15 protein-coding genes are annotated in these 12,180 nt (G+C 70.2%); 7 read left to right on the forward strand and 8 right to left on the reverse strand.

Annotation, left to right across the window (positions count from 1 at the left end; translation table 11 throughout):
• Positions 1–108: 108 nt before the first annotated feature.
• Entirely contained in the window at positions 109–999 is an 891-nt protein-coding gene (locus J4573_RS06020) for a LysR family transcriptional regulator (RefSeq protein WP_208254226.1), read from the forward strand.
• 60 nt (positions 1,000–1,059) lie between these two features.
• Here J4573_RS06020 and J4573_RS06025 read toward each other — a convergent pair whose 3' ends face one another.
• Complete coding sequence (locus J4573_RS06025) at positions 1,060–1,503, reverse strand: RidA family protein (RefSeq protein WP_372442810.1); 444 nt, start codon at positions 1,501–1,503, stop codon at positions 1,060–1,062.
• A 58-nt stretch (positions 1,504–1,561) separates the two neighbouring features.
• On the opposite strand from J4573_RS06025, the gene J4573_RS06030 reads away from it, so the two are divergent.
• Positions 1,562–2,134, forward strand: coding sequence for a GNAT family N-acetyltransferase (locus J4573_RS06030; protein ID WP_208254228.1), 573 nt, complete (start codon positions 1,562–1,564; stop codon positions 2,132–2,134).
• Here the strand turns inward: J4573_RS06030 and J4573_RS06035 are convergent.
• Positions 2,097–2,315 carry a DUF397 domain-containing protein gene (locus J4573_RS06035; protein ID WP_208254229.1) on the reverse strand — a complete coding sequence of 73 codons (219 nt, stop codon included), beginning with the start codon at positions 2,313–2,315 and terminating at the stop codon, positions 2,097–2,099. The two genes, J4573_RS06030 and J4573_RS06035, sit on opposite strands and share 38 nt — an antisense overlap.
• 240 nt (positions 2,316–2,555) lie before the next feature.
• Here J4573_RS06035 and J4573_RS06040 point away from each other — a divergent pair, with 240 nt between their 5' ends.
• The 4 genes from J4573_RS06040 (at position 2,556) to J4573_RS06055 (ending at position 5,428) form a co-directional block, all read left to right on the forward strand.
• Positions 2,556–2,957, forward strand: coding sequence for an ATP-binding protein (locus tag J4573_RS06040; RefSeq protein ID WP_208254230.1), 402 nt, complete (start codon positions 2,556–2,558; stop codon positions 2,955–2,957).
• 31 nt (positions 2,958–2,988) lie between these two features.
• On the forward strand, positions 2,989–4,134 hold the full coding sequence (locus J4573_RS06045; protein WP_208254231.1) for a methyltransferase domain-containing protein: 1,146 nt from the start codon (positions 2,989–2,991) through the stop codon (positions 4,132–4,134).
• A gap of 26 nt (positions 4,135–4,160) precedes the next feature.
• Positions 4,161–4,727, forward strand: a complete 567-nt coding sequence (gene ybiA / locus J4573_RS06050; RefSeq protein WP_208254232.1) for a riboflavin biosynthesis intermediates N-glycosidase — start codon at positions 4,161–4,163, stop codon at positions 4,725–4,727.
• Between the two features lie 188 nt (positions 4,728–4,915).
• Positions 4,916–5,428 (forward strand): hypothetical protein, encoded by a 513-nt coding sequence (locus tag J4573_RS06055; protein ID WP_208254233.1) that lies wholly within the window; start codon positions 4,916–4,918, stop codon positions 5,426–5,428.
• On the opposite strand, the gene J4573_RS06060 is transcribed toward J4573_RS06055, so the two are convergent.
• The 6 genes from J4573_RS06060 to J4573_RS55950 form a co-directional block, all read right to left on the reverse strand.
• Positions 5,425–5,820 (reverse strand): MmcQ/YjbR family DNA-binding protein, encoded by a 396-nt coding sequence (locus J4573_RS06060; protein ID WP_208254234.1) that lies wholly within the window; start codon positions 5,818–5,820, stop codon positions 5,425–5,427. The genes J4573_RS06055 and J4573_RS06060 overlap by 4 nt on opposite strands.
• Positions 5,821–6,058: 238 nt before the next feature.
• Positions 6,059–6,526 (reverse strand): Dps family protein, encoded by a 468-nt coding sequence (locus tag J4573_RS06065; RefSeq protein WP_208254235.1) that lies wholly within the window; start codon positions 6,524–6,526, stop codon positions 6,059–6,061.
• A gap of 268 nt (positions 6,527–6,794) precedes the next feature.
• Entirely contained in the window at positions 6,795–7,151 is a 357-nt protein-coding gene (locus J4573_RS06070; RefSeq protein ID WP_208254236.1) for a helix-turn-helix domain-containing protein, read from the reverse strand.
• 111 nt (positions 7,152–7,262) lie between these two features.
• On the reverse strand, positions 7,263–8,558 hold the full coding sequence (locus J4573_RS06075; protein WP_208254237.1) for a CinA family nicotinamide mononucleotide deamidase-related protein: 1,296 nt from the start codon (positions 8,556–8,558) through the stop codon (positions 7,263–7,265).
• Positions 8,559–9,421: 863 nt separating this feature from the next.
• Entirely contained in the window at positions 9,422–10,078 is a 657-nt protein-coding gene (locus J4573_RS06080; protein WP_208254238.1) for a response regulator, read from the reverse strand.
• Positions 10,071–11,279: a sensor histidine kinase gene (locus J4573_RS55950; RefSeq protein ID WP_208254239.1), complete on the reverse strand. Its 1,209-nt coding sequence runs from the start codon at positions 11,277–11,279 to the stop codon at positions 10,071–10,073. The genes J4573_RS06080 and J4573_RS55950 overlap by 8 nt, the downstream gene beginning before the upstream one ends.
• Positions 11,280–11,600: 321 nt before the next feature.
• On the opposite strand from J4573_RS55950, the gene J4573_RS06090 reads away from it, so the two are divergent.
• Positions 11,601–12,137: a hypothetical protein gene (locus J4573_RS06090; RefSeq protein ID WP_208254240.1), complete on the forward strand. Its 537-nt coding sequence runs from the start codon at positions 11,601–11,603 to the stop codon at positions 12,135–12,137.
• The last annotated feature ends 43 nt before the right edge of the window (positions 12,138–12,180 follow it).

Below are 12,180 nucleotides of genomic sequence, written 5' to 3' on the forward strand. Positions count from 1 at the left end.
GCCTTCGGGTCGCCGGATCCTGCGCCCTTACGAAGATCCTGCGATGTCGGGCCGATCCAAGTCAATTCTCGGGTTTACTTGCCCAGTCCCAAGATCTAGCTTTGGGTCATGACCTTGGATGACCTGCGCGTGTTCATCGCGGTCTGCGAGACACGGAACCTCAGCGCGGTCGCACGGACCATGTCCTGCAGCCAGTCCGCGATCAGCCAGCACGTCAAGCGGCTGGAGCGGGAGACCGGCCTCGCGCTCCTGGAGCGGAGACCGCGCGGGGTGGCGCCGACGCCGGCCGGGGAGATCCTGCACCGGGCGGCGGCCGACGGGATCGGCGGGCTGGACGGCGCGCTCCGGCAGCTGGAGGACCTGCGCCGTGGCGTGGGCGGAACGATCCGGATCGCCACCGGGGCCACGACCGTGCGGCACTTCATGTCGACGGCGGTGGCGGGCTTCCGCGCCCGGCATCCCGACGTCACGCTGCAGTTCGTGACCGCCGACTCCAGCCGCCGGTGCCTGGAGGCCGTACGCCGGCACGAGGCGGACCTGGCGTGGGTCACGATCGGCCCGCCCCTGCAGGACGTCGAGCAGCGTCCCTCGTACGACATGCCGTGGGTGCTGGCGGTGCACGTCGGCGACGTTCTCTCACACCGCGAGTCGCTCGCCCCGGAGGACCTCGCGGACATCAGCTACATCGAGCTTCCGCGGCACTCGACGTCGCGCGTGCAGTTGGAGACGCATCTGGAACGCCATGGCGTACGGCTCGCGTCGACGACGGGCGTGGCGGACTGGGACACCGCACTGCTGCTGGCCGAGCTGGGGCTCGGGCATGCGGTGCTGCCCGCGCTCCCCGGCTGGACCCACGGGCCGGGCAGCGTTGTCCGGCTGATCCCGATCAACGATCTGCCGCCGCTCAGCGCCGGTTGGGCCGTACGGCAGTGGGACGCCCTCAGCCCACCCGCGCGCGAGTTCGCCGACACGGTGGTCAGCGAGCTGCAGGGGCGATGACGACACACTCAGCCATGCGGAGTTACAGGCTCACTCAGCCATGCGGGGTTACAGGCTCACTCAGCCTTGCGGGGTTACCGGCTCCTCGATGAGGACGGCTACGGCTTCCACCTCTACTAGCTGGTCGTCATAGCCGAGGACTGAAACGCCAAGGAGTGTGCTCGGGGCGTCATGCTCTCCCATATGGTCGCGTACGACCTGCCAGGCCGCGACCAGGTCTGCCTGTGATGAGGAGGCCACGTACACCGTGGTCTTCACTACGTCGGCAAGGGAAGCGCCCGCGCTCTCCAGGGCGGTGACCAGATTGCGCATGACTTGTTCGGCCTGCCCGGCGTAATCGCCGATCGCGACCGTGTTGCCCTCGGCGTCCAAAGGACATGCGCCGGCGGTCCAGATCGCGCTCACCGGTGACTCGGCGACCGCGGCATAGGCGTACTCGGCGACCGGAGCGAGATCCGTGCTGCGGATCAGCCTGACGCCGTTGGCGGGCGGGATCTCGTTCATGATCCGCATTGTCTCAGGATCGCGGGCGTGCCCCGGCCCCGCGAGCTAGGTTGATCTGGTGCCCGATCTTCCCAACGGACTGACCGATCTTCCCAACGAACTGATCGAGCCGCCGCGGCTGGTGTGGCCGACTGCGGCGGTACGTGACTCGTACCTGGCGGGCGAGGGGGCCGACGCTCGGCGGGATGGCACGCCGACGGACTGGATCGGCCCGGCCTCGGAGGACTTCGAGGCCTACGTGGCCAAGCGGCGGGGCGTGCTCACCAGGTGGGCGGTGCCGTCCACGATGTTCTGGTACGTCTCGGGCGAGCACTACATCGGCACGTTCGTCATCCGCCACCGGCTGACGCCCGAACTCGCCGAGGTGGGCGGGCATGTCGGCTATCACGTGGTGAGCACGTGGCGGCGCCAGGGCCATGCGACCCGGATGCTGGCGGAGGGACTGGAGGAGTGCCGCGAGCTCGGGCTGGAACGCGTGCTCCTGACGTGCGCCCACGACAACGAGGCGTCACGCCGGGTGATCCTGGCGAACGGCGGTGTCCCCGACGGTCAGGTCCGGGGCGAGGACCGCTTCTGGATCGACATCGAACCGCCTAAGGGCGATGCGGCAGGTCCAGGGTTCCGCGCTTGATCTCGTTCAGGAACATCGACCACGCAGCGTGATCGAAGGCCAGTACGGCGCCGTTCGGGAGCTTGGAGTCGCGCGTGAGGATCGCCCGCTCCCCCGCCGCGATCTCGACGCAGGCGCCGCCCTGGGGGCCGCTGCGGCTGCTCTTGCGCCACGCGGTCTTCATTGGATCCAGTTCGATCATGGCTTCGAGAGTAACCGTTGGCCGAGCGAACGTGAATCGGTTTCACTGCGGCAAACTCCGTACGCTCAGCGACATGTCGACAGCGGTGAGCGACATGGCGACTTGGTTCATGCGCTCGACCCGGGAGTCTTCGTATTTGTGTGACCATTCGATGACTGCCGTTGCACGGGAGTCATCTATTTCGGCGGCTCGGTCCCGTTCATGCTTGCCTCGGACGGCACAGGGACGAGAGGACCGGGGATGCGCGCGAACACGGCGACGGCGCGGCTCGAGGATCTGACGGTACCCGGGATCGACCGGGCCGTGGGACACGTACGGCGGTGGTTGCGGGACATGGTCGGGACCGATCATCCCCTGCTGTACGAGTTCACCGTGTGCGTCTCCGAGGTGATGACGAACGCGCTGCGTTACAGCGACTCCGGGCGCGGCGGCTCCGTGCGGATCGAACTGGCGGTCGCGGCGGACGAACTGCGCGCGCGGGTCAGCGACGACGGTGGCGCGTCCGGCGCCCCGCACCTGTGCGACCCCGACGGCGAGGGCGAGCGCGGCCGCGGCCTGCACATCGTGAACGCCTACGCCCACGACTGGGGTGTGGAACGTACCGGCCCGGGCTTCACGGTCTGGTTCACCCTGCGAAGTTGATCCGGGACGCCCGGGCTTGCAGTGTGGAGGGATGACCACGCAGGAGCGGATCGATGGCCTTGCCGACGCGCTCACCGTGGCGGGCATGCTCACCGATCAGAGCTGGCGGAACGCGTTGAAGGCCGTACCGCGGCATGTCTTCGCGCCCGAGACGGGCTGGGCGGTGCCGGACCGGCCGCGGTACGAGGGGTTCGCGATCGACCGGGACGCCGACGCGGCGACCTGGTGGGACGCGGTCTACTCCAACACCGCGATCGCGATCCAGCTCGACGACGGCGCGGGCGACCCATTGAGCGGCGCAGGTCAGTGGACCAGTTCGTGCTCGGCGCCCGGCATCGTCGTCGTGTTCCTGCAGGAGCTGCGCCCGCTCGACCACCACCGCGTGCTGGAGATCGGCACCGGAACGGGCTGGACCGCGGGCCTGCTCACCTGGCGGCTGGGCGCGGCGAACGTGACGTCGGTCGAGATCGACGCGGCGCTCGCCGCACGCGCCGCAGGCAACCTCAAGGTCGCCGGGCTCGCACCGAACCTCGTGGTCGGCGACGGCGCGCTCGGGCATCCGGATGGCGCGCCGTACGACCGTGTCCACGTGACCTGCGCGGTGGAACGCGTTCCGCACTCGTGGGTCGCGCAGTGCCGTCCCGGCGGCGTGCTCGTCCTCCCCTGGTCGCCGGGCTGGGGCATCGGCCACCTGGCCCGCCTGACCGCGACCGGCGACGGACGCGCGATCGGCGGGCTCACCGGCCCGGCGGGCTTCATGATGCTCCGCTCGCAGCGCCGCCCGCTCGGCACCCCCGAAGCCTCAGACCCGGCCGACCGTTCGTCCACGCTCTTCGATCCCCGGCTCCTCCTGGCGGAGTCGGCGGGCGCGGAGGTCGCCATCGCCGCCCTGGTCCCCGGCGTACGGTCGCACGTGGAGGCCGCACCGGACGGATCCTGCCGCGTGTGGGCGGTCGACACGCACGGCCCCTCCTGGACGTGCGCCCAGTACGAACCCGGCCGTACCGACTACCCCGTTCAGCAGCACGGACCTCGCCGGCTATGGAACGAGGTGGAAACCGCCTACCTGCGATGGGTCGCGTGGGGCCGCCCCGACCGCGAGCGCTTCGGGCTGACCGTCACCCCTGACGCGCAGGAGGTCTGGCTGGACACCCCGGACTCCCCCATCCGCCCCTAGCCCATTCGTATGCCAGAGTCAGACGCATGCCGAGCACCGAGCCGCGGACCGTCGCGGACGTCTGCCGCCTTCACGACGCGGGCGAACGCCTGAAGTACGTCTACTTCTGGGGTCACCGGCCGCCACGCGACGGCGGCGTGGGGGCGAGCTGCATGAGCCAGTGGTGGGAGGGCCATCCGTTCACCGTCGACGGCCTGACCTACCGCACCGCCGAGCACTGGATGATGGCCGGGAAGGCGCGCCTGTTCGGCGACGAGGAGGTCCTCGCGCAGCTCCTGGAGGCGCGGCATCCGAACGAGGTGAAGTCGCTGGGCCGCAAGATCCGTTCGTTCGACGAGGCGACCTGGGCGGCGCACCGCTTCGAGATCGTCGCGGCGGGCAACACCGCCAAGTTCGGCGCCCACGAAGATCTCAAGGCCTACCTGCTCGGCACCGGAACCCGCGTCCTGGTCGAGGCCAGCCCGCTCGACCGCATCTGGGGCATAGGCCTGGCCGCCGACGACGACCGCGCCGCCGACCCGCACACCTGGGAAGGCGAGAACCTCCTCGGCTTCGCCCTCATGGAAGCCCGAACCCGCCTCACCACGACCTAAGCGCCGCCCGCCCGCCCTCGCCCGTCCGCAGTCCGTCCGCAGTCCGTCCGCCCGCCGCGCGCCCGTCCACCGCCCGTCCCCGCCCGTCTTCCCGCCGCGCGTCCGAGGCCCTGGACCTGCCTGGCTGGCTGGCCAAAGGCGGACGGTGATCTTCCGACACCGAGACGGCCGGGATCACACTGTGCCTCGTGCATGCGACGTTGTTCGTTGTGGCGGTCGTGGTGATCGCCGTGGGCTTCGGGTTCTCCTACTGGGCGTACCAGTCTCGGGAGAACCGGGGCATGACCATCGCGGCCTCGGCGCCGCTGGCCTTGGTCGGTGCGGTCGTGGCCGTCGCCGCCTACGACGGCGACCTGGCCGGCCGGCTCCAACTGGCGGCGTTCTACGTGGGCGGCGCGGGCATGGCCGTCTCGTTCTTCCGATGGCGCCTGCACGGCGACAAGGTCGGCGCCGTCGTGGCACTGGGTGGCTTCGGGCTGTGGATCGTCAACGTGATCGTCCTGAGCGTGCTGGACTCTCAGGGCAAGAACAACGGGCCCGGCTTCCCCAAGCCCACGCTCGCGATCGCGGCCGTCTGGTTCGGCTGGTCGGCGCTGGGCGGCCTGGCCGTGGCGATCAACTGGGCCACGCGGTCCCGTGCCGCGAAGCGACCGAACGATCTGAACAAGCCGAATGAGACAGATCGGCGGAAGACGGTCTAGGAGCCTTCGAGGGAGTCCAAGTAGGTCTTGGCCAGGCGCTTGGGGGCCCGGGCCAGCCAGGCCTCGGCTATGAGCTCTTCGAGGTCCTCTACGGCGATGTTGTCCAGCTGGACCAGAACCGCCGGGTAGCCGTCGAAGTGCGGGGTGGTGAAGAAGACGTCCGGATCGTCGGCGATGAGGGCCTCCTTGACGCCGAGATCGGCCACGCGGGCGCCGAGGATGGGGCCGTCAGGGGCCTTGTCGCCCAGGGCCTCGAAGTCGGACTTGCGGAGGGGACGCTCCCAGACGAAGCCCTTGTCCTTCACGCGCCAGGCGGGCGTGCCCCAGGAGATCTTTTCTCCCGTCTCCGGCAGCGCCAGCGCGATTCGCCGCACGTCGTCCCATGTGGCCATGGTCACAACGATAGACGGCGAAGGCCCGGTCCGAGAGCGGACCGGGCCTTCAGGAGCCTACGCGCGACTGGACCGTCGGTTCTGGACTGAACGGGCCGCTCAGCCCTGGACAGAACGGGCCGTCGACTCACGACTGAGCGGGCCGTCAGCTCTGGACAGAGCAGGCCCTCGGCTCAGGGCTGAGCAGGCCTTCTGTTCAGGGCTGAGCAGGCCGCCAGTTCAGGACGGACGGGGCCGGTCAGTTCTGGACCGAGAACATCCAGTGCTGCTTCTCCAGGGCCGCGGTGATCTCGATGAAGAGATCCTGGGTCACCTGGTCGGTCTCGTCGGTCGCCGCGATGCGCTCGCGGAAGCGGCCGATGATCTGGGCCAGCGTGTCGGTGACCAGCGCCACGACCTTGTCGTCGGCGATGTAGCCGGCGTCGGGCTGCGGCAGGGTGGTGCGGTCGGCGACCGTGCGGGAACGGCCGTCGGGGTTGGTCCCGATCGCCACCGCGCGTTCGGCCACCGTGTCGGTGTATTCGCGGGCCAGGTCGACGACCTCGTCGAGGTGCTCGTGCACCTGCTTGAAGAGGCGGCCGGTGATGTTCCAGTGGGCCTGCTTGGCCACCAGGGAGAGATCGATCAGGTCCACGAGGGCGCCCTGCAACGCCTCACCAGTGATCTTCTGTGCGGTCTCCGGGAGCGGGCTCTTGACCGTCGCCATGATTGGGCTCCTTCCGCGTCATCGTTTTCGGTCTATCCCTTACAACAGGCCCCTACCCATGGAGATGCCGGAGAGACACGTGAGCCCGCCCACAGACACGTGAGCCCGCCCACACCCCCAGCGGGCGCACGGACGGGCTCAGGACGTGCTGAGAAGAGCCTGGCGCTCACGCGACGCAGCCAGCGGCCACGCGACGTTCACACGTCGCGGTCAGCCGACGCGGCCAGCGATCATGTGACGCGGGCGCGCGACGTCAGGCGTTCGGCGGTCAGGCGGCGACCATGTCGCCGCGGAACTCGCCGGTGATCTCCTCGGGCGTCTCGGGGATGCGGTCGGCATCGATGCGGTCGTGCTCGGGCGGTGCGCCGGCCATGACGGGCTCGTGCTGCAGCTCGGCGAGGGCCAGTTGGTCCGCGACCTCCCGTAGGACGTGTGACAGCGGTACGCCCAGGGCCTTACAGATAGAAGAGAGCAACTCCGAAGAGGCCTCTTTCTGTCCACGCTCGACCTCGGAGAGATATCCGAGCGATACGCGTGCCGCCGCGGAAACCTCACGGAGGGTGCGTCCCTGGCGCAGCCGCAGCTGCCGCAGTACGTCACCGAGCAGCTGGCGAAGCAGGACCATCGTCTCGCTCCCTCCCTCAGTTCGGACCATCTGTGTGTTCCACCGTACCCGGCCAGACGGTGGCCGTGGCAGACCGTGGATTTCGTGTTCGCTTGGAACGTAACGCTGTAATCAGCTCTTCTCTTCCCGATCTTCTTGAGCCTCACGGGTCACGCGCTCGACGTCAAGCCCCAAAATTTCGCGTCTCAGCAGGTCAAGGGCGTGTACTACGGTCATCCGCCGGATCACCGCGCGGATCTCGCGGCCCGCTCCGGGCACGGGCAGTCGTGGGCCTGTTACGGACAGCAGGCTTCCAGGTCCGGCCACAGCCAAAAAGACCGTTCCCACGGGGCGGCCGTCCTGCGGTTCCGGACCGGCCACTCCGGTCACGGCGAGCCCGTAGGACGCTCCGAGCCGATCCCGTACGCCCACGGCCATCGCGGCCGCCACGTCCGGATGGACCGCGCCATGCTCACGCAGCAGCTCGGCCGGAACGCCCAGCAGCTGGTGCTTGACCTCCGTCGCGTAGGTGATCTCGCCGCCCAGATAGGTGGCGGACGAGCCCGGCATGGCCGTCAGCTCGGCCCCGATGAGGCCTCCGGTGAGCGACTCGGCCGCCGCCACGGTCTGCCCGCGTTCGGCCAGCAGGCGATGCACCACGCGGTCCAGCGTGTCGTCCTCCGCGCCGTAGATCATCGAGCCGAGCAGCTCGCGGGTGCGCTCCTCGGCGCCCGCCAGCAGCCGTACGGAGTCCGGGCCCACCGCGGTCAGGCGGATCTTCACCTCGGCCGGATCGGGCAGGTAGGCCACCTTGATCCCGTCCATGGCCTCCACCTCGGCCAGCCGGGTCGCGATCACCGACTCCCACACCGCGGCCGTACGGAGCGTCTTGCGGGCCACCTGCGGCACACCCTCGCGCTCGGCCAGCTCGGGCAGAACGACCTCGTCCATGATCGTTCGCATCTCGAACGGCACGCCCGGCAGCGCGTACGCCACGCCGCCTGGCAGCTCGACCCGCAGCCCGGGCGCGCTGCCCGCCGAATTGCCCAGCAGACCAGCCCCCTCAGGCACCTCGGCCATCCGCAGCGCCATCGGCGCCAGCGGCCGGTTCGCCGCCGCCACTCGGTCCCGCAGGCGCTTCTCCAACCCCGGATCCAAGATCAGCTTCACGCCCGCCGCCTTGGCCAGCGCGTCGCGCGTCACGTCGTCGTACGTGGGCCCGAGCCCGCCCGTGGTGATCACCGCGTCGGCGCGGCCCAGGGCCTCCCCCACGGCCGCCACGATCACGTCCAGATCGTCCGCCACGACCACGCTGCGAGTGACCTCGATCCCATGATCGGCGAGCCGCTGCCCCATCCACGCCGCGTTCCCGTTGATCGTGTCGCCCAGCAGCAACTCGTCCCCGACCGTGAGCAGCTCCACCCGCATCGCGTCACTCCTAACCTCGCTCAACCCGCCCAAAACCTACCGTCGCCCACCGACACCGCCCGAGCGAGCCCCACCCCGCGATGCCGCCCGGCCACAGCGCCCCGGCCACCGCCGCCTGGCATGCAAGCTCGGCATGGACTGCCAGCCAGACGTACGGGCGAACGCGCCCCGGCCAGCGCGGCCCGGTGAGCGCGGCCCGGCCGGTGCACCAGTGAACGCGGCCAGGCATGGAAGCTAGGCAGGAGCTGCCAGGCAGACCGCCGGGCGACCGCGACCCGGCCAGCGCGGACCGGGCGGCGCGGACCAGCCAGCGCGGCTGGGCATGGAAGCTGAGCCGGGCTGCCAAACGGACCGGCCGGGCGAACTCGACCCAGCCCGGGCGATGCGGCCCGGTGGACGCGGGCCTGGGCAATGCCGCCCGGCGAACAAGGACCGGCCAGCACGGACCGGCCAGCACGGACCGGCCAACGCAGACCGGCCAACGCAGACCGGCCAACGCAGACCGGCCAACACGGACCGGCCAACACGGACCGGCCAACGCGAACCGGCCAACGCGAACCGGCCAACACGAACCGGCCAACACGAACCGGCCAACACGAACCGGCCAACACGAACCGGCCAACACGAACCGGCCAACACGAACCGGCCAACACGGACCGGCCAACACGGACCGGCCAACGCAGACCGGCCAGGACGGACCGGCCAACACGGACCGGCCAACACGGACCGGCCAACGCGAACCGGCCAACGCAGACCGGCCAGGACGGACCGGCGAACGCGGGCTGGTGAGCGCGGCTGGGCGTGGGGTGCCGGACAGGCGGCCGGGCAGGGTGAGTGCGCCAAGGCGGGCGTGGGTGGCTGGGTCAGGAGGGTTCGGCCACCAGGCCTACCTGGTGGGCGAGTATGGCGGCTTGGACTCGGTTGCCTACTTCTAGTTTGGCCAGGACGTGGCTCACGTGGACCTTGACGGTGCCTTCGCTCATGAAGAGCTTGGCGGCCACCTCGGCGTTGGAACGGCCGTCGGCCAGGAGGCGGAGGACGTCGCGTTCGCGGTCGGTGAGGGAGTCGACGCGGGCGCGTTCGTCGGACAGGTCGCGTTCGGGGGCGGTGAAGCGGGAGATCAGCCGGCTGGTCACGGCGGGCGAGAGGATCGCGTTGCCGTCGGCGACCGTACGGACGGCCTGGATGAGCTCGGGCGGCGGGGTGTCCTTGAGCAGGAAGCCGACCGCGCCGGACCGGAGCGCGTCGTAGACGTACTGGTCCAGGTCGAACGTGGTCAGGACGATCACTTTGGGCGGGCGGTCGGAGCCGGCGAGGGTACGGGTGGCGGTGAGGCCGTCCATGCCGGGCATGCGGATGTCCATCAGCGCCACGTCGGGCATGTGGATCCGGCTCAGCTCGACCGCCTCGGCGCCGTCCCTGGCCTCGGCCACGACCCGGATGCCGGGATCGGACTCCAGGATCGTGCGCAGCCCGTAGCGCAGGAGCTCCTCGTCATCGACCAGCAGCACGTCAATCATCCGAAATCCCCCCGAATGGCAGCACGGCGACGACCTCGTAGCCCCCGTCGTCGCGTGGCCCGGCCTTGAACAGCCCGCCCAGAGCCTCTACACGTTCTCGCAGGCCAATGAGCCCGACGCCGGCACCGGGAAGTCTTCCCGCGGCCTCGCGCCCGTGCGCCCAGGCCTCTTCCGGGCTCGCGCGGCCGTCGTCCGGCCCGGCGTTCTCGCGCAGGTGAGGCGCGGGAGGCGGCCGGGTGGTCACCCGTACGACCAGACTGCCGTCCTGCACGCGCAGCGCCACGCGCACCGGCGCCCCGCCGCCGTGCTTGCAGCTGTTGGTCAGCGACTCCTGGGCCACGCGGTACGCGGTGGCGCCGACGGCGGCGGGCACGGACCCGAGATCGCCGTCCTCGGCCAGCGCGACCTCCAGGCCCGCCACGCGGGCGCCGTCGGCCAGCGCCTTGATCTCCAGAACGCCGTGCTGCGGCGACAGCGGCGCGTCGGGACCCGGCGCGAGATCCAGAACGCCCATGACGCGGCGAAGCTCCTCGAGCGCCTGGCGGCCGGAGGCGCGGATCCGCCCGGCGACCGTGGTCACCCATTCGGGACCGCGACCGGCCGACACCTCCATCGCCCCGGCCTCGACGACCATCAGGCTGACCCGGTGGGAGACCACGTCATGCATCTCCCTCGCGATCCGGGCGCGTTCGTCCAGCCGCGCCCGCTGCACCATCTGCGCGCGCTCGCGGATCAGGGCCTCGGCGTACGCCTCGACGGTCGCGGTGTAGCGCCGCGACAGGACGCCGATGACGCTGCCTCCGCAGTAGAACGCCGACCACATCAGCGCCCTGACCGGCGACTCCCCCGGATCGTTCCGCGAGACCAGCACCTCGCCGACCGCCACCAGCAGCGAGACCGCGATCACCGAGGCGCGCGAGCGGCTGTAGGCGCCCGCCGCGTACAGGCTCAAGATCACGTGCGCGGGCGCGAACGCGACCACGTTGACCACCGCGCAGACCGCCGCCACCGTGATCGGGAAGCGCCGCCTGAACAGCAGCAGGAGCCCGCCGAACCCGGTCACCAGCGCCGCCGCTACCTGCCGGTCGCCGAGCAGGTGGTTGGCCGTCTGGGTGAGCGAGTCGCAGACGCCGAACGCGGTCGCGGCGACCGCCAGGCCGACGTCGGCCCGGTCCGGTCGCCATGCCCCCGGCGCCCTCACGATCGTCCATGTCTCCCGTTCACTGTTCCAGTGAATATTTTCCCTGGACGGCACGGATTTACTCGCCCTCACCGATGCGTCGGCGGCCATTGTTCCCCGGCATTCATGCGGTTCAGCGTGGGCCGCCCCACCTGCGCGGACGGTCTGTCGATCCGGCACCAGACCTATAACTTTCGTCGTAGGCCGGAACCCCGCCGCCTATTACCATCAGCCGAAGAAGCTAAACCTTGGCGCACGTGAACTTGGAAATGTGGTCGATAAGTTCAAGTGCGGGTATCCCACAGAATGAATGGGGGAAAGAGTCGAGCAATTGGGGGCATCTTGAGTATGGCTATAGGCGGCGGCAAGCATCGCACGATCCGCTGGCAGCGCCTCGTCCCGCACTGCCCAGCGCTGCGCCTGGCCACGAGCGCCCTCATCACCGCCTCCGCGTTCCTCTACCTCACCGCGGCCGTCGACGGCGTCGTCGGCCTCGCCTCACCTCCTCCCGACATCGTCACGAGCGGCCTGCAGGACATGCCCGCCCAGCACGACGTCAGCCTCCTGCTCTACCCGCTCACCTTCGCGGGCGCGGCGATCGCCGGCTTGCTCCTGCTGTGGTCCGGGTGCCTGGGGCTCAGGTCGTTCCGCACCCAGCCCGCCTGGCGCCGCCCGCAGATCATCGCGCTGGCGGCGTACGGGGTCGGCGCCGTGGCGTTCACCATCGGCCTGCTCAGCTCGGACGGCGGCGGGCTGAACCACTACATCGACGAGGCCTGGCACGGCCTGAACCCCCTCCAGCCCAGCCTCGTCCTCACCCTGCTGATCGTCATGGTCACCCTCCTGGCCCCCATGCCACCCGAGGAAGACGAGCTCTAAACACCCGCGCCCTCTGCGCCGCGTTCCCCGCGGCCCTATGCGC

Origin of the sequence: Actinomadura barringtoniae, from assembly GCF_017573505.1 — a bacterium.
Lineage (GTDB): Bacteria > Actinomycetota > Actinomycetes > Streptosporangiales > Streptosporangiaceae > Spirillospora > Spirillospora barringtoniae.